We start from the raw sequence: 21,235 nt of genomic DNA, 5'->3' as shown, positions 1-21,235 counted from the left end.
GATGGCTTCAAGCCATCCCCTGATTCCCATTCTCTGCATCGTCCTTTGAAGCAACGGGCGATTGCTTGTTCTGTCCATTTGCTCCCTCATACTCCCTCACCCGCCGGTAAAACGTCGGTTTTTTCATACCAATTCTTCGCATAGCCTCGGTTGCCGTGATTTGCCCTGCTCTCCATTCCCGGTATGTCCGGATAAACTTATCGTCAATTTCCTGCCTTGGCCTCCCGAACGTTACGCCATCCGCTCGGGCAACTTCGATCCCTTCCGCCTGCCGCTGCCGATTCTTTTTCCGTTCCTGCTCGGCCACATATGCCAGCAGGCTTAAAAACTGGTCCTCCATGACTTTGCCGAAATCACCCATTTGTTTGAACTTTTTGGAATCGAACAGCGTTTCGTTATCCAGACATACGATGTCTGCGCCGATCTCTCGTGTAATGGCTTTCCATTCGGCAATTATGCCGTCGTAATCTCGGCCCAGCCGATCCAGCGCATCCAGGTAAACCAGGTCGCCCTCTCTAATCATCAGACGCATTGCCTGATAGCGCGGCCGCTCAAAATCCTTGCCGCTCTGCTTGTCAACAAATATGTATCTTTCATCAACGCCCAGCTCCCGGAACTTGACGAGCTGCCGTTCCGGATTTTGGTCTTTTGCCGATACCCGATACATTTTGATACGTATAAACAGAGCAAAAAAATATGTATCAAAAAGCATGCAATTTGAAATGATGAATTGGATAAACTACCCATTAATGTTTTGTAAAGAAGTGACAGAAACTATGGAATGCGAATGCTCGGCAGAACATTGTAAGTTTCCTAACAGCCAAGATTTACTGGTGAAGAGTCCATGAGAGATGTATATTAGTGCTTAAGCGGCTGATCCTGTTTGCGATCAGCCGCCTACTGCTGTTTATCCATTACTCTCCGGGCTTCGTTGTCATTAGGCCATACAGTTTCGTGTGCCGCGGGAACTTGTCGGTAAACGGTACGAGGGAGCTGCCGACCTTCATCAGACCATTCCCGGCGTCAACATTCGTAATGTAAGACAGTTGCAGATCCGAAATGTTGAGCAACTCGGCAAGCTCCATCCGGTCGGTGCTTGCCTGATTCAGCATGACGATGAATTCACTGTTTGCGAGCATGGTGCGGGCTGTATGGCTTTGCAGCAGATCGTCCACATTTTGCGTAATCCCTGTGCAAAAAGCGCCATACTTTCGGACACGCTTCCAGAGCGTGAAAAGAAAGTTGGCGCTATATTCGTGCTGGAACAGAAGGTAGATTTCATCAATAAAGATAAACGTATTCTTGCCTCTGGCGCGATTTTGCGTAATCCGATTCAAGATGTTGTCGAGTACGACCAGCATGCCGATGGGAAGAAGCTGCTTGCCCAAGTCGAGAATATCGTAGCAAATCAGCCGATTGTGGACGTTGACGTTGGTCGATTGGGCGAACGTATTCAGACTACCGGAAGTAAATAATTCAATGGCCAGCGCGATGTCCTGCGCCTCCGGTTCTGCTTGCTTGAGCAGCTCCGCGCGAAAATCCTGCAATGTCGGCGGCTGTCCCTTATAGTTGCTCCGCAAATACTTGCGGTACACAGCGGCGGTACAGCGATCGATGAGCGACTTCTCCTTGGCTCCAAGTTGATGTCCTCCGATCAACTGCTCGCACAACGACTGGACGAATTCCGATTTAAGAATGATCGGATTGGCTCCGTCGCCATAATCCCGGTTCATATCCATTGCATTGATATGGTTCGACGAAGTAGCAGATATATGAATCGTCTCGCCACCCAGCGCATTTACCAGAGCGGAATACTCCCGCTCCGGGTCAATCAGAATAATGTCGTCATCGCTCGCCAATATCTGGTTGACGATTTCCCGTTTCGCGGCGAAGCTTTTACCGGAACCGGATACGCCAAGGATAAAACTGTTTCCATTAAGCAGTTGCTTTCGATTGGCGACGATCATATTTTTGCTGATGACGTTTTGGCCGTAATAAATGCCGTCTGGATGCATGATCTCCTGCGCTCGAAACGGGATAAAGACAGCCGTACTTTCAGTCGTGAGCGTCCGCAAAGCATGAACCTTTCGCAGCCCATACGGCAGCACCGTGTTCAAACCGTCCATTTGCTGATAGGAGAGCGTGGAAAACTGGCACAAATGCTTGCGGGCCGTAGTGAGCAATGTCTCCGTATCGCTATCGAGTTGTTCTTTGCTGTCCGCGACATGCACCATCGTAAGTAGTCCAAACATCATCCGCTGGTCGCGTGTGGTCAGGTCGCTAAGAAATTCCTTGCTCTCTTTGCGCTGCTGCTCCATGTCGTAAGGGATGACAGCAGAAAAGTTGTTGTTGCGATTTTGCCGTCGCTGCCAATTCGTAATGTTCGTTTCCACGCCGAGCAGTCGATTCTCCACTTCACGGACAGCTTCGTCGGTCGGAATCGGGATCACATCGAGCGACAGCAGCAAGTTGCGGTTCAAGTCGCACAGTTCGGCTACCATGCTGTCCTTGATGTAGCTGGCGTAATCACGCAGAAAGATGACCCGACCGTAGTATTCGCCCATCCGAAAATGATCTTTGGCAAACTCGAAGGTGTCCGGGCAAATGTAATCTTTGAAATCGTGTCCCTTGCGCATCATCTCCTGCATGTCGAAGCGAAAATCGGCTTCCTCGCCAATCCGGAAGAAGTCATGCAGAATGCGCAGGCGGTCAGTCGCATCAAGCTCGGTACATTTCGAGCCGAGACGAGAGAAATGCGCCGTCAACTCCGTGCCGACCCGCGCGAAGTAATGGCGAGCTTCATCCACGTTCTTTTTAACCACGGAGATGGTGATGTATTTCTCTTGAATCGTCCCATTGGTGTTGCCATCCGTCGCTTTGCCAAGCAACATGTCGTTGTACTCCTGCCGATACACATCCAGCCCGTCGTGCTGGAGCGGAATAAGAATGGAACGTTCCACATCTGCCTGATTCAGCCGCCGATTGTGAATCGTAATCTTCGTCGTCGCGCCGCTGTCAAAAGAATTAAGCAATTCGGAGTAGGAAAGGAACATCGTCTCCTTGTCCTCTCTCGATGCGACAGCGTAGTTGATGTCCGCGAAACGGAACGACTTCGAGAATTTGTTGCCGACAGCAAAAATCCCGTCCGGCCAGATGGCGCGGATCGGGATCGCTTGTTGTACGCTTTTGGGAATAACAGACCGTTCCTTGTCCTGCTTCATGGTGCGCCTGAGCGTCTTAATCATTGCGCTTCATCCTTTCTTGCTCACACTTGTGCAGGCTTCCTTTCAGCGCTTCGTAGTATATGTTGGTCGAGCGGAAGACAAGCCGTCTTGGCATCAGAAACTCCGACTTCACATACGCCCACAATAGTTGCTCCGCCGTCATACCGTGATAGCAGATAAATCCGAGCGCGGCGCAGGGAGCTGCCCCCAATATGCACATCCAACTGAGCGTTTCCAGTCCGAAATGACTGCGCAGCCCGAAATACAGTCCAATTGCCGCTGCGACCGCCAGAACAGAAAAAAAGAACTGCCGCAAGGACAGTCCGAAGAACAAGCTTTCCGTATAATCCCGGATTTCCCGGTTGATTTTCACTTCCACTTTTATCCCTCCCGGATGAGCAGTCTACGCCTCAGGCTCGTTGCTTTCAGGTTTGAACAGTGTGTCGTCATCAAATGGCACAGGATTGCTCAATAGTTCCACAGCAAGCTGAAAGCCATCCTTCATCCCTTGCAAATATAACCACTCATTGATAATCGATTGTTTAAAATGATGTCTGTCCTCCCAAGCTTCAAATTCAGGCATACGACCAATATCCATACCAACAAACAAGACTTGAAAAGCCTTCTTTTCTTCAGCACGAACACGCTTGAGATCAGGATGATGCTCGAATCGTGCAGAAACGTAGTCCAATCGACCTTGAATAGCTGTTCGAAACCACGGTGGAATTTCCATTACCTGCTTCCCCCCACAACTCTTTTACCTTACCCGCTGCTTCTGCTTGGCTTTCATGTGATGATAGCAGGCTACTAGCTGATCGACCTTCTGACTTTGCTCTTGAAATGCTTGATGGCCGGATAAAGAAATGGATTGCTTTATTAACTGTTCACCAAGCGAATTCAGCTTTCGCCGCTCCTCTTCCAGCTCTCTTAACAATTCGTTCATTTATCCATCCTCCCGTTTTTATTGTGAGAGCCGACATTTTTGAATGAAACACGGTGTATGTTAGAAGACTACTTCGATGGTAAGTTTTAATCTCATTTATGTCAATTGTGTACTCCTCCATAATGGGAGTTATAAACTCAACCCCTGTAAAGAGGTGACGCTTGATGATTGGTTACGATAAAAAGAAGGTGGGGCAACGCATTCGGAAGCAACGAGAGGCATTGGAAATTTCTCGTGAACAACTGGCTGAACGAGTTGGACGGGTCCCAAGATTTTGCGCCGATATTGAACGAGGTAAAGCCGGGATGTCCATTGAAACGATGTTCAGTATTTGCAATTTGCTCAAGCTTTCTCCTAATGAATTGCTCCTGGGTCAAGAGGAGAGCGCCACACCTTACGATGAAACGGCATTGATTATGGCTGCGCTCAATCAATGCACAGAGAAGCAGCGCAAGGATGCTCTGGCGCTATTGAAGCTATTTTTGACCGCAATCCGATAACTCCCATCATTCACAAGGTGATTACAGTCCCATCATTTCGCGCACGATACGATCTGCCATCTTCACCGTACCGACAAGAACGAGCATGTTGAAAATGAGTTCCCCGATATACGTCCACACCATCGTAACCGCGCCCGCACTAGAATCGACGGCTGGAGGAGCGGTAGCAAAGGCGGAATAAATGATACACGCCAGTACAATAATCGCGCCTTCCAGACACGCTGCCGCGTATCCTTTCAGGAACGACTTGCCGATATTTTGGCTTGGCTCCCCCGCAAATGCGGACAGCGGAACGGGGGCTATTGCCGTATACAAATAGATACGGAAAAAGCGCCCGTACACCGAAAGGATCATCACAAAGGATAGCACCGTAATGAACAAACTGCCGAGAATGGTGACGATCCACAGCGGAATGCTTTGCCAGAAGCCAACGTCTTCAATCGCTTGCGCTACCGTATCCGGCAAGGCCATAGCCTCTGTCGTTCCAAACCCGGAGCGTCCCATCATCGTTGAGATGATCCCCTGTACAATCGTAAAGAGAGCCATCATCAACTCCAGACCATAGGTTACGACCGCCTTGGCGAGCACAAAGCGGATAAACAGCTTGACGGCCATCTCCGGCCTTTTCACTTCCGCAAAACTGCCGGTCGACTTCACCACGCCAATCACAAAAAACAAGACCAGAAGCGCCAGTCCCGTCGCCTGCAACGCACCGTGAATATCTGTGATGACACGCCAAACGCCCCCACCCTTAAAATCCGCTGGCGATTGCGTAACGAGGCTCCAGATTTCATTCATCTTATCGTTCCAGGTATCCAAGGCATTTTCGAGGTTGTCGATCACCCAACTGTTTTTTGACACATGCTCACCCCTTCCGTAAACGGGGAACAGACGAAACGTCCGCCCCCCTTCATGCAAAGCTTCAGGCTCATCCGGCAATCAGGGTAAGAATTTCCTTCGTAAACGTAATAATGACCCCTCCGGCGAGCGTCAGAAACCCGTTTGCGCGCTGAGAAGGGTCATGGGATTTTAGCGACAATCCAATTTGAACAATGCCGAAACCGAGAATAATCATGCCAATCGCACGGATTAAACCGAAGATAAAAGTAGACAGGTTGTTGACTGTCGTCATCGGATCGCCCTCTGCATAAGCAGTGGAGACGAATACAGTTCCCGTTAAGATCAGCACGATGTACAGGGCCAGCAGCCGTTTCGTTTTCATTTTCAAGTTCATCATTCCCTTCGTAAAAATAGCGACTCTACTTCTTCTTCCGAAAGAAGTTCATAATCCCCGTCTGCATGAAGGAACACGGATTGCCAGTCCAAAGCGTGTTCCGTGCCGCCATGCTGATAGGGAAGACCGTTACCATCCGTCGTGAGCGAGACATGAGGATGCCTGAGCAAATCATATTTGTCGTCCTGGACTGGATGTTCGCCACGGATAAAGAGCAGGCAAAAGCGGTTATCCAGCAACCTCACCTCGTCTGGTGTGAGCAATTCGCGGCCTGATTGCTGGTAGTTGATCGAGTAGCTGCCGTTTCTCCCCTTACTCTGGCCGTAGGTATTGGTATCAATCGTTTCCTTGCCAAGCAGCTCCGAGACGTATTTGTGGGTAGACTGTTCGTTGCCGCCCAAGTACAAAAATTCGTCGCAGTTGCCCACAATCGATTCCCACGCATCCTTGTACAGCGCCTTGAGTTGCGCTAAATTTTGCAAAATGATAGAAACGGAAATTTCCCGGCTGCGCATCGTGGAGAGCAGCTTGTCAAATTCGTCGGGAAGCGCTACATTGGCGAACTCGTCCATGACAAAGTGAACATGAACCGGCAGGCGTCCGCCATGCCGATAGTCCGCCTCGTACATCAAGCATTGAAAAAGCTGCGTGTAGAGCATGCCGACAATGAAGTTGAAGCTGCTGTCGTTATCGGGAATGACGGCAAACATCGCCGTCTTCTTCTCCCCCATAACGGGCAATTCCATTTCGTCGACCATGCTCATCCCCGCAATCGTATGCAAATTGAACTTCTCCAATCGAACGCCGAGGCCAATTAAAATGGACTTGGCCGTCTTGCCCGCCGCCAGCTTGAAAATGTTGTACTGCTTGACGGCAAGGTGTTCCGGATCGCGCATGGCCAGCCGCTCGAATAGTTCATCGAGCGGGCTTTGGTACGTTTCGTCCTCCTCCCGCACCTCCGCAGCCGCGATCATTTCCATGACCATTGGGAAGTTTTGCTCCTCGGGCGGTGCTTCATATAGGAGGTATAGCACGAGCGCTTCCAGCAAGGCGGTCTCGGATCGCTCCCAAAAGGGATCGTTGGTATTGCTGCCCTTCGGTGTCGTATTGCGGATCAGATTGGTGACCAGCTTGAGAACATCCTTGTCGTCTTGCAAATAGGCGAATGGATTGTAGCCATGCGAACGGTGTTGATTGATGAGATCCAGCACCTTGATGTCATAGCCTTCGGACTTGAGTAGATGCCCGGTATCGCGCAAAATTTCGCCCTTGGGATCGAGCACGACAAAGGACGTATGCGCCTGCATAACGTTCGGCTTGGCGTAAAACCGCGTTTTGCCGGACCCGGAACCGCCGACGACAAGAACATTCAGGTTCCGGCGATGCTTGCGGCCATCCAAGCCGATGCGTACCTGCTGCGTCAGAATCTTATTTTGTTCCGGTTGCTTGTCGCGATACTTGGCATTTATCCGTCCGGCCTTGCCCCATCGTGCGCTGCCATGCTCTTCGCGCCGCCGATAGTTGCGCGGGGACGCCAAGTAGATGCCGACCGAAATCCCATAAATCAACGTGAACAGCAACAAGCTTCGCGGCGTATCCTCGACCCATTGAATCTGGAAGGGATTGTTAATCGCCTCGCTGAGATACAGCAGAAGTGCCGGTAATCCCTTTGACAAAGCGGGGGCGGCAAGCAGCGCCGCCCACACGACCGGAATAAAAAAAACCGCAAAGAGTAAAAGATTACTCCTTGCGGTTTCAGCGCGCCGCATGATGACTCCGGCGCTTTATTTTTTGATAGGGAGCGTCAATCGCTTTGAGCAGTAAATCGTCAACAGGATCGGTCGGCCGCTGCTGGCCGATCAAGTCGTTGCGGAGCGCATTCAAGGCGTTGATGACAATGCCATGCTCGTAATGATCCATTCTCAGGATGCGTTCTTCCTCTTTCATCGCCACTCCTCCCAACAGAAAAATGAAAAGCATGCCACGACTAGCGGATGGAATCGCTGCGATTCGGTTGCTGCTGTCGCTGCTGGGCCAGCATACGGTGTATACGACGGGAAATGTCGTGTGCCGCATCCTTCATCACCGTCAGCTCGGCGCGAATATGCTGCGGCTCCAACTCCTTGAGCCGTTCGTGAACCTGGCCGAAGCGGAAAGAAGCCGTCTCGACGCCGAACTTTTTGCAAAGCATATACGCAGCGCAATAAGCTTGGAAATTGTAATGGGAGCGGCTGTAGTCGTTATGGCCGCGATCAATCTCCGCATGCGCCAACTCCTGTGCGAGCGCCCGAAAAATGTCACTGGCCCCAAGCCCGTGACGTATCACGATGTTTCGCGTATCCGGCTGATAGAGCGCATGAACCTCCGCAGGCAAGGCATCTCCAATCGTAATCGTAACAGGTGAGCGGTCCATCAATGCCTTGATGCGCGTGCGGTCATCCGGGTAGATCGGCGATTCCTTTTTCGGTGCGGTTGTTTGCGCAACATCGAACATCTTCTTGGGGTTGTAGCTGATTGCGGTACTCCCATCTTCTCGCTTGTATTCCTCGCCTGGCTCCAAGATGTAAAATCCGGATTCCTTGCGACGGATATAGACGCCTTGTTCTTTCCAGCTATCAAAATCAGCAATGCGAGTGGCATCCGGGCGCTGCGCGAAAATAAGCAGCGCATTCGCGACGCTGTAGAGATCAAAACGGCTTTGTACGTCCAGATAATGCTGAAATTGTTCGCCGTTTTGCGTAATGGCGGCTGTGGCAGTATCAATCGTCTCATACGTCCACTGCCGCAGTTCTTGCTTTTTTTGCGCCCACGCTTCTTTGTCGAACGGCTGCTCACGCTGACCGGAGGCCGTCGTGACTTGGGGCTGGAATAACTCGTCCAGTTCGCTCATTTCGATTTCCCTCGCTTTCGACTCCCGGCCATCGGAACGGATGCTTTACTGCCGGACGCCGAATTCCCGCGATCTCTGCGCTTAGGCAACGACGGTTCCTGCACCTGCTGCCGCCGTCTGCTCTCTGCCGCCCGGTTTTCCTCCCGAATTTCACGCAGCAATTGGCGGACGGACACTTTTTCCTTCGGCTTTTCAGGGTCAATCGTAACCCTTTCGTATGCCGCGCTGCGCTCGGAGGTAGGCGCGGACGGAGAGGATGGTTCCGTTGTCCTCTCCTCCTGTGTCGGCGGGAGGGGAAGCGGACGCTCCGGTTCCGTTCGCTCGACCTCCCACGCCTCGGCCGCCGGTTGATCGGTTCCCTGCTGCTCGTTTACCGGCTGCACCTCCGCCGCCGGCTCGGGCTTTCCCAACAGATCGTCCAAAAAATCTTCGCTCACTACCGCTCCCTCATTTGAAGCTGGCGACTCGTTGGCTCCTTCTTCGGGTGTCCCGGCATGTTGCTCCGGTGGTTGCGCCGCCCCTTCACGCTCGACCGACTGCTTCTCGCTGCGGGATTTCACAATCTCCTGCTTGATGCTGGCCGTATCTACGGTCGCCAGCTTGAAGCGTTCAACGATTCGGTTGATCTTGGACGCATCCTCGGCCCGTACCATGACGTCGCAAAGCCCGTCCACATTTTTCTTGTCACGCAGCGCGCAATAGAGGACACCATACCGCTTCGCTTCTTTGCAAAACGTCGGCAAGTCTTCATTTCGTACTGCAAATACCTTCAGTTCCTTACCGCTGCGCAGCAAGCTTTCCAAACGAATGCGGCCTCTTGTTCGTTTTTGCCCTTGCAGGGCGGCGAACAAATAAACAGCCAGATGCTTCGCGCCTTCGCCGGAAATTTTCGCCATGACTTCAATGCCACGAAGACTCATGCTGACGACCTGATCGGCCGCCTCGGTTCCGCTGCTCATGGACATTGGCCTCCCTTCGTGTCGATTGGTCTTCCTCGTTACGTTGCAGCTTGTTTGCCAGTTCGTCGGATCGGGCAAGAACGCCCGTACAAAGCCTCACCTCCTTTCGGAGCTTCGCAAGCTGACGGGAAAGTTCGGCAATTTGCGATTTATACGACTCGATTTGCTCGGGAAGCTGACAGCGGCGAAGCCGGTTGTACAGCATTTTGCGGGAGCCGTATCCTTGTCGCAATTCCGTTTGCAGCCCGTCAAGATAACCCGTCAATTGATCCGTATTGAAAATTCGATGACGGCATAACAGCTTGGTTTGCTCCGTGATGGCCGTCAGATATCGTAAGTCTTCGCGCAATAAAAAAGACGTCCGTTTGAGGGACGCGCGGGAATGAGGCAGAATCCCCATCTTGAATAAGTACCGCAGATACAAGGCTTGCAGACCGCTAAATCTACGTCCGATATGCAGGGTACTGCGAACGATGACGGCTCGTCTGCGCCGCGGCAACGGCATCGGTGGCTGACGCTGCGGTAACTGGTTTTGCAGAATACGCTCTTTTATCGCATGCTCCGTGTAATCGTCGCCAAGACTGCGCAATCGAACAAACCGCTCTTTGCCCGGCGGGCGTACCGCCAAATGCTTGACGTTCGACTTCATTTCATAACCCTGCTTCTGAAGGATCGCGAAAAATTGCGTCATCGTCATGGCAGCGGCGATAGCGGCGTCGATGTCCTCGCGTATCAAGCCGCGCCAAGTCGGCTTGCTTTCCTGTTCCGCTCGCCACTCACCGTAATGCTTGGCCTTACCCGGTTCCGGCTGCTCGATGACCGATAAGGCATGCTCCCGGCAAAGTCGATCGGATGTTTGCCGCATCAGCGCGTAAGAGGCTTTGTTATCGTAGTAGCGTTTACCGTCCAGGAACGACACCGCATTAAGTACGAAATGATTGTGCAAGTGCTCCTTGTCCAAATGGGTTGATACAACGACTTCAAAGCGCTCCCCCCATAGCTCCTGCGCCAGTTTGATGCCAATGGCATGTGCCACCTCCGGCGTCGTTTCGCCCGGTGCAAACGCCTGATACCCGTGAAAAGCCACAATGCCATCAGTCTTTTGAAATTGTCGTTTGGTTCGCTGCATTTGCTCGTAAGCGGTAAGCGGATCGCAATTGATCCCGCTCACGTAAAGCTGTTTTTCCGTTTTGGCATCCGCGCTGGTATAAGCGAGCACCTGCTGTAAATCATCATGCGCTACACGCGCTTGATCGGTCTTATCAGGATTGGTGGCGTAATCCAGCACACGCTTGAGGCGGTCGGTAACGTCCCATATTGCGGTTGTCGCCATGTGCGCTGTCCCCTTTACGGTGGATGTACGTTAGAATTTCCTTGTAGCTCGTTTCTCGGTTCCGGTGCGGTCACGGCTTGTTGAATCTGCTGGACGGCGCGGCGCAAGTGGTCTGCTTCCTGCTGAAAAGCCGCTCGATCCAGATGACCTGTCGCATGGGCCTTCGCTGCGAGTTGGTTAAGGTTATTGCCGATGGCGTGAAGCTCGCGCATCATAGCGAAATAGTCCGTTGGCGGCATCGCCTTCGGGACATATCTATTAATCAGGGATCGAATATAACCTTCCTGTGAAAGTCCCGATGTCTTCGCACTCGCTTGGAGCTTTGCGTTTTCATCATGGTTCACCCATACCTGAATGCGAATCGCTCGTCTTCTCATCATGTTCACTCCTTCTTCAAAGGACATGGCTCGCACGAAATAGCTGAATGGTTTCTGCTGTTTCTGAAAGATACCGATCATTGTTGAAACCTATATTCTTATTAAAAGAGCGTGTAGCTGAGGCAGGGGTATTAGGGGCTTGCCCCTAACAAGCGAATTTGGGAGACCAAATTCAGTGCTTGCTGCAACACGAGACATTCGTCTCGCGTCGCCCTGAAGGCACCTGCCGGGAAAAAGGGGAGGGGCATCGAAACGACAAAAAGACGCTGATCGCTCAGCATCATCGAAAAGACATGATTCACTTACAGCCGATCCCCGTACCCATCGCTAACGCGTTAGCTCAGAGCGATGTTTTCGATAAGCTACCAGTTCATCGTTAACATCTTCACCTTTAGGTAGCTCGTCGGAAATGGCATAAGCGGTGCCAAGCAAACGAATAATCATATTTGCCGCTGAACGGCCCGGATCGTTGTTATCTAAATGAAGCACCAGACGATTAACCTTTGGATAGCTTTGCAAATAATGAGTGAGTGCAGCCGGTGTCGTATCTTCATACGTATTTTCTTTTGGACCATATATCCCTCCAAGTGATAATTGATGAGATAAACGCCAGTCCTTTTCAAAGATTGAGGCAAGAGTACAATACGATAACAGATCAATCGAACTCTCAAATACATGCAGTTCAGAGCTGTTCCCAATGGCGGGGATGGAGAACGAATACCGTTTGTCACTACCTGACGCTTCGCTCCTGTATCGGGTTTTGGTTGTTCCTCGAATCGCTGCGTACCGTGGGGAACCTTTCAAATCAAATCCCACAAATACTGCGTTATGGTACATTCGGCTTTCGTAAAGACGTCCCGAGTCGAGACAGAATTCGATTACGTCGCGAGAAATGCCGCGTTTGCGAAGATAAGCGATGACGCGATTCGAATTCTCATACGGTTCGGGAAGCTCCAGCCGCGCATTTGAACCATCCTGCTGAATGGCAGGGGTAGCTGGAGCCATGTGAACGGGTGGATTACCGTCAATTTGCAGCACCGCATCGGGAAACGACATGCCTCTTACTTTAATGAGGTAGTCCAGCGCAGAACGACCGCCGATCCCCCTAGACCACCAGAACCATTTACCGTTGGAGATTTTAAGGCTGTCGTGGGAGCGGGTCGAATAGGCGTTGCGCGAGCACCGCACCAGTTCGTATGGCTCGAAACATTGCAAATAGGTGAGCAGGTCCAATTGCTTTGCACGTTCGATTTGTTCCTTGCTTACATAGCTCATTGCCGTAGTTCCTCTCGAAAAAAGTAAATTAGACACAACGGGCTTTAAAAATCGTGTCTCTTAATTGTAAGGCTGATTTTCTTTCATCCTGCTTCATTTGTTCATCGTGCCTTACCCTTCTTTTTGGGATACAGATAAGCTCTTCTTTCCCTCAACTCTGAAGCGCCTTTCTTTTTCATGAATGCGTCTAACTCGCTTTCATAGACTTGACTGGTCACCCCGTTCGAATCACGGATGTAATAATACGTGTCTCCAAATCAGTTCTTCCCTTTGGATATCAATTCCAATTCCGGCATGGTTTCTCCCTCCTCGGTCGGATCGGTTCCATAACAAATAGGCGGTAGAATCGGGCAAAAGCATCCGCCGCCGCTTGGGATGGCATACAACATGTGCGTACCTCCAGAAATGCGAAAAGGACCCCAAAAGCCGGAGTCCGTTTCGTCCTGTGATTTATACCTTTCCATTGCTGTTATCGCTCTCGATCCGCAACCCGCCGTTCGGGTGCTTCCGGTTCTTCATCCGACACGCTGTCCACGGCTTCGTTTTCCCTTTTGTCCATGTTCAGCAGCACATTTAACTCCGCGAGCCGCGCGGACTTCGTTTGCAATTCCTGCTCCTGCTTGAACGGTGCCTCGATCTGCTCCTTCGCCGTTACCATCTGTTGCTTGAGTGTTGCGAGCTGGTCACGGCAATAGGCGAGCTTATTCGGCAAATCCGACAAGGTGTTGTTTATTCGACTCATATTGCCGCCTGCATCCGGTCCTAACGTAATCGTATGGCCCAAAGCGCCGCGCAGCGTCACCTTGTATTCCTTTGCAAAGCTATCAAACGATAGCCATAAGGAAAAGCCCATGTAACTGCCTGCATCCTGCGGATCGGGAGAGGTCATGCCCTTGCAGGCTTCCAGCAGGGCAACGCCCGCCGTAGCACGTTCCGAGTACGTGTAATCTTTGATGGTCATACCGGGAAAACGGGAATCGTCGCTGCTAGCCTTTTCCGACGCTTGGGCGCGCATGAACAAGGCCACGTCCTGCTCATACCCAGCAATGCGTTCCTCCGTTGACTTGAACTGTTGCGGCAGCATTTTGAGCAGCCGATCCTCCAGCGCATAACGCTGGCTTAAATGATTCGCCTTGAGCAGCTTGAGCTTGGATACCTGGATGTCGAGGTCCATCTTCTCCTTGATGTACGGATTTCCGGTCGCCAGCGCTTTAACTTCAGCATAGGACAAAGCCGTCTCATCAATGTCCTCGGCAGAACGAACCGGCGATTTGCTGGTCATGATCTGCGAGATAAACCGCTGCTTGTTCTCCAGCGTTTGATAGAGGTAAGCGTCAAACGTGTTCTCTGTGACATAACGGAAGATGTGAACCTCGCTGTTCTGGTTGCCTTGCCGAATAATCCGCCCGCTGCGCTGCTCCAGGTCGCGTGGTCGCCACGGACAATCGAGGTCATGAAGCGCGATCAACTTGGTCTGAACGTTCGTTCCCGCACCCATCTTAAACGTCGATCCGAGCAATATGCGAATCTGTCCCGTTCGCACCTTGGCAAACAGTTCCTTCTTCTTCACTTCTGTATTGGCGTCGTGAATGAAGGCGATCTCCTCAACCGGAACGCCTTTCTCCGTCAGTTTTCGCCGCAGCTCGTCGTACACATTAAAGGTTCCGTCCTGCTTAGGAATAGAAAGGTCGCAAAAGACCAGCTGCGCGAGCCGCTGATCCCGACTGTCGGCCCATTGCCGAAAGACGTTATCCGCGCAGGCGCTTACTTTACTGCCTTCGTCATCGGGTAGCATGGCGTTTGCCAGCCGCTGATCGAGGGCCAGCTTGCGTCCGTCGTTGGTGATCTTGAGCATGTTGTCTTCATGCGGCTCTACTCGCTTCGCTCGCACCAGTTCGGCGCGGCTGGCGAGATCCGCGACCATCTCACGCTGAAAATCGCTCGGCGGAACAGCGACGTTGTGGAAGTGGGCTTTGGGAACCGGAAGCTGGAGCATATCCGCTGTCTGAATGTCCGCCACTTCCTTAAAGACGTTCATCAGCTCCGGCAAATTATAAAAACGGGCAAACCGCGTTTTCGCGCGATAGCCCGTTCCTTCCGGTGCCAATTCGATGGCAGTAACTGTTTCGCCAAATGTTGAAGCCCACGAATCAAAGTGCTGCAAGCCTTGCCCGCGGAGCCGCTCGTATTGCAAGTAGCGCTGCATCGTGTACATCTCGGTGATGGAGTTGGAGATCGGCGTACCCGTGGCAAAAATAATGCCCCGTCCCTCGGTCAATTCATCCAAATAGCGGCACTTGGCAAACATGTCCGATGACTTTTGCGCTTCGGTTTGCGATAGCCCGGCGACATTGCGCATTTTCGTATAAAGGAATAGATTTTTGTACGAGTCTGCTTCGTCGACGAACAATCGATCGATGCCGAGTTCCTCAAAGGTAACCACATCATCCTTACGGCTCGTGTCGTTCAGCTTCTCCAGCTTGACCTGCAGCGTCTTCTTTGTCCTCTCAAGCTGCTTGATGGCGTACCGCTCGCCCTTGGCTTCCTTTAGCTCGCGGATGCCGCTGGTGATTTCGGATATTTGCTCGTAAAGCTGTTGCCGCTGGCGCTCCGCCGAGATCGGAATTTTTTCAAATTGCGAGTGGCCGATAATAATCGCGTCGTAATCGCCGGTGGCAATCCGTGCGCAGAACGTCTTCCGGTTCTTCGTTTCAAAATCCTTCTTGGTGGCGACAAGTACGTTCGCGGACGGATAGAGCATCAAAAATTCCGCAGCCCATTGCTCGGTCAGATGATTAGGAACAACCAACATGCTTTTGTTGCACAGGCCCAAATGCTTGCTTTCCATTGCCGCGGCGGTCATCGCAAAGGTTTTGCCCGCGCCGACGCAATGGGCGAAAAGGGAATTGCCGCCGTAGAGCGTTCGGGCAACCGCATTGACCTGATGCTGCCGCAACCGGATTTCCGGGTTCATCCCGGTGAAGCGGATATGACTTCCATCATATTCGCGCGGACGGATGGAATTAAATCGATCATTGTACAGTCGCGTGAGCTGCTCCCGGCGCTGCGGATCTTGCCATATCCAGTCTCGAAACGCTTCCTTCATGGCTTCCTGCTTTTGCTGCGCGATAGCCGTTTCCTGCTTGTTCAGCACCCGCTTTTCCACACCGTTTTCAACGGCCGTATCGAATATCCGTACATCCCGCAGATTCAGCGTGTCTTCGAGAATTTTGTACGCATTGATGCGATTCGTACCGTAGGTGACATTGGCCTTAATATTGTTACTACGATCATCGCTTTTGCCTTTAACGTTCCAGGCTGCTGTGTAGCCGGAATACATCACGTTGATGGAGGTTTGGTACATATACGGCGTATCCACCAGTTCGAAAATGAATGCCCGAATGACTTCCGGCGGCAGCCAGGTTGCGCCCAGTCGTACATCAATCTCGGAAGCGTCCAAGTCCATCGGCTGCACGGCTTCCAGCGCTTTAACATTTTCAGCGTACCGCTCGGCGTCAAAGGCCGCAAACTGTTTGGCAGTGCGCAGCTTTTCACGAACATTGCCCGATAAATACGCATCCGCTGTTTCGTATATCGGTTGTCCTTCTTCGTCCAGATTTTCAGGATTCGGGAAGATCACGCCGCGAAGCTCCTGCACAAGCAGTTCCTGCGCGAGTCCGGTCAACTCTGCCATATACGGCAAATCGACGCGAGCTTTCGTACCGATGGAAACCGCCAGCGCCTCCGAAGCCGTATCCACCTGTTTTATGTTGGTGCGTTGCCGAATGGTACGCTTCGTGAACATATCCGCCTTACGTAGCAACCGTCCTTCCTCATCTATGACTTCCAACGAACAGAGAAGGAAGTACGAGCTGTCATCCGAAAAGGCAAGGCTATTGGCGCGACTGTTAATCAGGCCGTATTGCGTTGTGAACCGTTCGTATTGCGTATCCAGCTTGCGCTGTTGCTCCCTTATCGCTTCGTCGCTGTAATCCTCGGTTTGGTATTCGATCAGTTCGCGCACCGTGTCCCGAAGCTGAATCATGCCCTTGATACGGCCCGCCGCAGTTGCTGATGTTTCAACCGGTCGCATCCGGCTGTTTTCCCGAAAATAGATGCGTCCTTCGACCAGCGCAAAGCTGAAATTACGAACGGACGGGTCGGCAGGCAGGGAGACTTCCTCCTCCTCCGGCTGTTCCTCCCGTTCCAAGTCGAACCACTCCGCATGGATGTTCGCTAGCGCCTCACGCAGCAGCTCGTCCAAAGGAGCGTCCGGGTAGGGACGACAGGTCGTTTCCTGTTGATTGCCGTACATCCGATCATCGTAGGCCATCGTACCAAGAACCATTTCGGGGCGGGCCGCAAAGTAGCTATTCACCGGTACATCCTCTGCCGTAACGCCGAGCGAAAGCCATTCCTCGGTGTGCTCGCTGACGGCCATCTTACGGTCCCGTTTTTGCAAAAACAAAATGTCGGCGGTCACTTCGGTTCCGGCATTCGCCAGGAACGCATTATTAGGCAGACGCACCGCGCCAAGCAGCGCGGCCCGTTCCGCGATGTATTTTCGGACGGTTGGGTTATGTTTGTCCATCGTTCCTTTGGAGGTAATAAAGGCGATGATGCCGCCCGGACGAACCTTATCCAGCGTCTTCGCAAAGAAATAGTCGTGAATCAGAAACTTGTGCTTATCGTATTTTTTGTCGGCCACGCCGTAGCTGCCGAACGGGACGTTACCAATCGCGAGGTCAAAAAAGCTGTCCGGCAAGCTGGTTTGCTCGTAGCCGCTGACAGCAATCGATACTTGCGGGTAAAGCTGCCGCGCGATGCGCCCGGTGATGCTGTCCAGCTCAACGCCAAACAACCGAGCGTCCTGAAATGACTCCGGCAATAGACCGAAAAAATTGCCGATGCCGCAAGACGGCTCCAAAATATTACCGCTACGAAAGCCCATTCTCTCCAGGCAATCGTACATCGCCTTGATGACGGTTGGAGAGGTGTAGTGCGCATTTAGCGTGGAGGCGCGGGCGGATGCATATTCCTCCGGGTCCAGCAAATCTCGCAGCTCCGCATATTCGGGTCCCCATTGCGGATTCCCATCATCAAACGCTTGCGGAATCCCGCCCCAGCCCACATAACGGGCAAGCACAGCCTGTTCGTCCGCTGTCGCCTGACGGTTATCCTTCTCCAGTTTCCCGAGCAGCCGAATCGCTTCCACATTCCACTTGTACTTGGTTTTCGCGCCGCCATGTCCCAATTCGTTGTCCATGATTCGGTAGTTGCTGACCGGAGCCAATTCATGCCGAAGCTTGGGGGCAGCGGAAGGAGGAGAGGGAGTCAATCCCTCACCTTCATCATGTGCCGCTTGCTCCGGTTCGTCCACCAGTTCCGTATCCCATTCCGCGTGTTCCGAATCCGATTCCTGCTGGCCGGAAATCAGATGATCGTTCAGCGGATTCTCGCGCAGCATGCGCTCGAAATCCCGGCGATTCATTTCCTGCATGAATAACGGAAATTGAACGTCCTGCAGTACAACCTTTCGCGGCTCCATCTGCGCAATTTCGTATTCATCCGCACCGATAAATACTTTGCTGCCCTCAGTATACGCATAGTGCGCCCGAGCCCGGTTGGGTATTTGCTGCGACTCATCCGGCTGCACTTCCGAAAGCGGCAGATTGTGTTCCGTCTTTTCCGCCGCGCGCTGCCTGCGCTTCTCCTCCTGCTGCTCGGCATAGGCAGGCAATCGTTCTTCTTCCTGGCGGTTTAGATAACGGCCCGCTGCCAGCAGCTCGCCGATTCGCTTTTGCACCTTGATCCATGGCAACACTACTTTAACGTCCGGGTTCATAATAGAACCTCGTGTCACCGTAATTCCCTTACTATCGTGATTTTCATGAATATCGGTGCCGATCAGAGCAGGGAGGCGCCCGCCAGTGCCATATTCCCGTTTCAGAAAATCAGCGTTTTCCTGCGCCGATAACGACTGTTGGAAAAATAGCGCGATGCGATGCTTTCCGCTCTCAAAACCACTTCCACCTTGCAGAACAGCGTCGATGGCCGCTTGAGGAAGTGAAAAAGCGGAGGCTTTTTCGTCCTCCGCTTGCTTCATCCATAATGTCTGCTGCTGAATAGAAGGCACCGATGTACGAACAGGATCAAACTCGTTAAGGATCATCATGCTGGCGAAATGCCCGGCAATCACCGACCAATCGTAAAAGCTCTGCGCCGTCCGCTGCTCCGCCGATCCCGTCCAAAGATGCAGTACGTTGCGGTACGGCTCAAAACCGGCCTTTATGTCATCATCTAGCGTTAACTCCGTGATTCCCGGAGGGAACAGACTGCGTATATACAGCGTCCGTTCCCGATCTTCCTTATTCACATCAAAAAAGGCTTCGATAGCCGCCTTGCTCTCGGAAAGCGGCGCGGCGCGAAGCATATCGTTGATGATCGCTTGGTCATGAAAAAACGGAAGACTTCTGTCCTCCGTTTCCCGGTCGTACCATTTTAGTGATAAATCAGCTCCGTGAGAATCAGTTCCTCCGCTTGCTGCTTCAAGCTGTTCATGTGACTCGTCCAGCCCATCGGGTCGGTCGCCTTGTCCGGGGCCGGGTGCTGCCGAGTCAGTTCCTGCATCGTCAGGTTGATCTGCTCCCGTGCTGTCCGGTCGATGTCCGCCAGATGCCGGGTCAGTTGCTCCGACAGCATCAGGTGCGCGTAGGTTCCCTTCCGCTGCTCCTTGAGAAACGTCTTGTGCAACATCCCATATTTCCCGATGCTCATCGGTTCGGTCAGCGTCAGGTCGGGCAGCAGGTAATCCCCGCTCGGCGTGTAGGTCAGTTCCATGCTCAATCATCCTTTCGCGTAATTTAGCTTCATTTTGCGGCAAGGATTCTGGCCTTGCAACGGTACGACTCGCCTGTCGCTCTTTTTTTCGCTGCTCATCGCGGCGCATCGCCCGAACGGTGGATTCAATCTCGCGCAGCATCGTTTCAGCTACGTCGCTGATCGCCGCGCCCAAATGTGACAGCGCAGGGAGCGTATTGAAATAGCCGACACCGGACAGATCGTCAACGCTGATGTAACGGGAGGGTTCCAGACCGCAGCGTGTCAGCGCCATAAAGGTGACCGCGTGTTGAGCGGCTTCCCTGAACAACAGTTCCACATGCGGCTCATCCAGTTCTTCCAGCAGGCTGTTATCGCGTTCGGCCAGCAGCATCCGCACGTAATCGGCGCTGTGATCCTCCACCGCGTCTCGGGCAGCAGACAACAGCGTGTCAACCAACTCCATACCAGGCTCTCGTTCACTGCCAAATGCATTTTCCAGCGTTTCGATGACGGCTTCCGTATCCGGCTCCTCCATGCGCCATAGGGAGATGGGTTGTCGGCTGCGGCTCTGCGTGTCCGACACATCGAAGACATGACGCAGCCCCAGATGACTGCCCCGATCCTCGATCAGCGCGATGCCTTTTGCGCCGCGCTTTACCCAACGGTTCAACCGCTTGTTCCAGATTTCAATTGAAGCACAGGCCGTAGCATCGGGGCGCTGCGCGTAAATCAAAAGTTGATCTTGAAACGGATACTTGTAGTTCCAGGCTGCCGTTCGCAGAAAATCGGCCCAGCGCTCGGGGTGATCCGAAACCGCATGGGCCGTACTGGCGGCAAGCTCGGACATTCGCTGCAACTTGGCTGTCAAAGGTCGCACCTCCTCATACGAAGGTAATTTGGTTCGTCAGACGAATGCCTTCCTCGGAATATCTTGGCGTGAGCCGAATAAGTCCATTTTGCTGAAGCCGATGCAGGTTGCGACGCACAGCAGAAGTGGAAAGACCCACCTCTGATGCAAGTCGCCTGGACGAAAGCAGTACCGCGCCGTTTCGCCCGCCTGCACGATCCAGCAAATAGCTGTACAGCAGCTTCGCTGCAGGGGGAATAGATGCTCCGGTCAGCAACCGGTAACGGGCAAGATCATTCATAGAAGTGCATCCTCCTATCGTTCCAGTTCAGACTTCTGCTTTAGTGGTGCCGATGAAGGGGAATGGAGGGGCGACGACAATTCAATTATTCGCTCCGGCCGAGTGAAGCAATATAAATAAAAGTTATAGTCGCCGGCACGCGGAAAGCATCGCAGATAGTAACGATGCTTTGCCGTCTGTAAACAAAAGCCATAGACATCGCTGTGCCGCGCGCTTGGTAGACGGGCCTCTGGATGTTTTATACAAAAATCGTGCATGCCACTGCGGTTTTGAAGCAGCCCCTGTTCCGTCAACGCTTGAATGACCGCTCCAAGCTCCTCCCGAAAATCAGGAGTTTTCAACGAAGAGATATGTTCGAACCAAGTCGCCCAGAATGCCTCCCCATCTTTGCCGAAATCACCGCGCACATGCCCAATACAACCGCGCTCCGTATCCTTCTCGATGGAGGCGGAATAAAAATAAGCCTCATCCTCAGATGTGGCAATCTTCAGCTTCTCAATCATGCTCTTTTCCTCCCAAACGGTATGCTG

General features: G+C 52.5%; 20 protein-coding genes. 1 reads left to right on the top strand and 19 read right to left on the bottom strand.

The window, feature by feature from the left end:
- Positions 1 to 7: 7 nt before the first annotated feature.
- From AC3WTJ_RS10645 to AC3WTJ_RS10625, 5 genes are all read right to left on the bottom strand, one after another.
- Positions 8 to 667: a recombinase family protein gene (locus AC3WTJ_RS10645; RefSeq protein ID WP_374725868.1), complete on the bottom strand. Its 660-nt coding sequence runs from the start codon at positions 665 to 667 to the stop codon at positions 8 to 10.
- A 247-nt stretch (positions 668 to 914) separates the two neighbouring features.
- Positions 915 to 3,245, bottom strand: a complete 2,331-nt coding sequence (locus AC3WTJ_RS10640) for a VirB4-like conjugal transfer ATPase, CD1110 family (RefSeq protein WP_021877388.1) — start codon at positions 3,243 to 3,245, stop codon at positions 915 to 917.
- Positions 3,238 to 3,603 (bottom strand): PrgI family protein, encoded by a 366-nt coding sequence (locus AC3WTJ_RS10635; protein WP_049867107.1) that lies wholly within the window; start codon positions 3,601 to 3,603, stop codon positions 3,238 to 3,240. The genes AC3WTJ_RS10640 and AC3WTJ_RS10635 overlap by 8 nt, the downstream gene beginning before the upstream one ends.
- 24 nt (positions 3,604 to 3,627) lie before the next feature.
- Entirely contained in the window at positions 3,628 to 3,957 is a 330-nt protein-coding gene (locus AC3WTJ_RS10630) for a hypothetical protein (protein ID WP_021877386.1), read from the bottom strand.
- Positions 3,958 to 3,981: 24 nt separating this feature from the next.
- Positions 3,982 to 4,167 carry a hypothetical protein gene (locus AC3WTJ_RS10625; RefSeq protein WP_021877385.1) on the bottom strand — a complete coding sequence of 62 codons (186 nt, stop codon included), beginning with the start codon at positions 4,165 to 4,167 and terminating at the stop codon, positions 3,982 to 3,984.
- Between the two features lie 164 nt (positions 4,168 to 4,331).
- Between AC3WTJ_RS10625 and AC3WTJ_RS10620 the strand changes: the two genes are divergently transcribed.
- Positions 4,332 to 4,667, top strand: a complete 336-nt coding sequence (locus AC3WTJ_RS10620) for a helix-turn-helix domain-containing protein (RefSeq protein ID WP_036684668.1) — start codon at positions 4,332 to 4,334, stop codon at positions 4,665 to 4,667.
- Positions 4,668 to 4,688: 21 nt separating this feature from the next.
- Here the strand turns inward: AC3WTJ_RS10620 and AC3WTJ_RS10615 are convergent, their stop codons facing one another.
- The 14 genes from AC3WTJ_RS10615 to AC3WTJ_RS10550 form a co-directional block, all read right to left on the bottom strand.
- Entirely contained in the window at positions 4,689 to 5,528 is an 840-nt protein-coding gene (locus tag AC3WTJ_RS10615) for a VirB6/TrbL-like conjugal transfer protein, CD1112 family (protein WP_228551416.1), read from the bottom strand.
- Positions 5,529 to 5,595: 67 nt separating this feature from the next.
- Positions 5,596 to 5,889: a glutamyl-tRNA amidotransferase gene (locus AC3WTJ_RS10610; RefSeq protein ID WP_256715116.1), complete on the bottom strand. Its 294-nt coding sequence runs from the start codon at positions 5,887 to 5,889 to the stop codon at positions 5,596 to 5,598.
- Between the two features lie 11 nt (positions 5,890 to 5,900).
- A complete protein-coding gene (locus tag AC3WTJ_RS10605; RefSeq protein WP_048743973.1) occupies positions 5,901 to 7,670 on the bottom strand; it encodes a VirD4-like conjugal transfer protein, CD1115 family in 1,770 nt (589 codons plus the stop codon).
- The gene (locus AC3WTJ_RS10600) at positions 7,657 to 7,848 is read right to left on the bottom strand and encodes a hypothetical protein (RefSeq protein WP_021877380.1); all 192 of its coding nucleotides are present in this window, start codon (positions 7,846 to 7,848) and stop codon (positions 7,657 to 7,659) included. Before AC3WTJ_RS10600 ends, AC3WTJ_RS10605 begins: the two co-directional genes overlap by 14 nt.
- A gap of 40 nt (positions 7,849 to 7,888) precedes the next feature.
- Positions 7,889 to 8,791 carry a hypothetical protein gene (locus AC3WTJ_RS10595; protein WP_048743968.1) on the bottom strand — a complete coding sequence of 301 codons (903 nt, stop codon included), beginning with the start codon at positions 8,789 to 8,791 and terminating at the stop codon, positions 7,889 to 7,891.
- Positions 8,788 to 9,750 (bottom strand): PcfB family protein, encoded by a 963-nt coding sequence (locus AC3WTJ_RS10590; RefSeq protein ID WP_069202417.1) that lies wholly within the window; start codon positions 9,748 to 9,750, stop codon positions 8,788 to 8,790. The genes AC3WTJ_RS10595 and AC3WTJ_RS10590 overlap by 4 nt, the downstream gene beginning before the upstream one ends.
- Positions 9,692 to 11,083 carry a relaxase/mobilization nuclease domain-containing protein gene (locus tag AC3WTJ_RS10585; protein ID WP_021877805.1) on the bottom strand — a complete coding sequence of 464 codons (1,392 nt, stop codon included), beginning with the start codon at positions 11,081 to 11,083 and terminating at the stop codon, positions 9,692 to 9,694. Before AC3WTJ_RS10585 ends, AC3WTJ_RS10590 begins: the two co-directional genes overlap by 59 nt.
- Positions 11,084 to 11,097: 14 nt before the next feature.
- Positions 11,098 to 11,463 carry a plasmid mobilization protein gene (locus AC3WTJ_RS10580; protein ID WP_492521728.1) on the bottom strand — a complete coding sequence of 122 codons (366 nt, stop codon included), beginning with the start codon at positions 11,461 to 11,463 and terminating at the stop codon, positions 11,098 to 11,100.
- A 128-nt stretch (positions 11,464 to 11,591) separates the two neighbouring features.
- Positions 11,592 to 11,762: a hypothetical protein gene (locus tag AC3WTJ_RS10575; protein WP_492521727.1), complete on the bottom strand. Its 171-nt coding sequence runs from the start codon at positions 11,760 to 11,762 to the stop codon at positions 11,592 to 11,594.
- Positions 11,763 to 11,787: 25 nt separating this feature from the next.
- The gene (locus AC3WTJ_RS10570) at positions 11,788 to 12,735 is read right to left on the bottom strand and encodes a DUF3991 and TOPRIM domain-containing protein (RefSeq protein ID WP_048743965.1); all 948 of its coding nucleotides are present in this window, start codon (positions 12,733 to 12,735) and stop codon (positions 11,788 to 11,790) included.
- Positions 12,736 to 12,992: 257 nt separating this feature from the next.
- Positions 12,993 to 13,124: a hypothetical protein gene (locus AC3WTJ_RS10565; protein WP_492521726.1), complete on the bottom strand. Its 132-nt coding sequence runs from the start codon at positions 13,122 to 13,124 to the stop codon at positions 12,993 to 12,995.
- 80 nt (positions 13,125 to 13,204) lie between these two features.
- On the bottom strand, positions 13,205 to 20,425 hold the full coding sequence (locus AC3WTJ_RS10560; protein ID WP_437348426.1) for a helicase-like domain-containing protein: 7,221 nt from the start codon (positions 20,423 to 20,425) through the stop codon (positions 13,205 to 13,207).
- Between the two features lie 13 nt (positions 20,426 to 20,438).
- Positions 20,439 to 20,705: a helix-turn-helix domain-containing protein gene (locus tag AC3WTJ_RS10555; RefSeq protein WP_084781212.1), complete on the bottom strand. Its 267-nt coding sequence runs from the start codon at positions 20,703 to 20,705 to the stop codon at positions 20,439 to 20,441.
- Positions 20,706 to 20,719: 14 nt separating this feature from the next.
- Positions 20,720 to 21,208 (bottom strand): hypothetical protein, encoded by a 489-nt coding sequence (locus AC3WTJ_RS10550; protein ID WP_049867106.1) that lies wholly within the window; start codon positions 21,206 to 21,208, stop codon positions 20,720 to 20,722.
- Positions 21,209 to 21,235: the final 27 nt, after the last annotated feature.

It is taken from the genome of Paenibacillus sp. FW101-FHT12H11 (assembly GCF_058790355.1).
The sequence above is the reverse complement of the archived record's forward strand: the minus strand, read 5'-3'. Positions and strand labels throughout refer to the sequence as shown.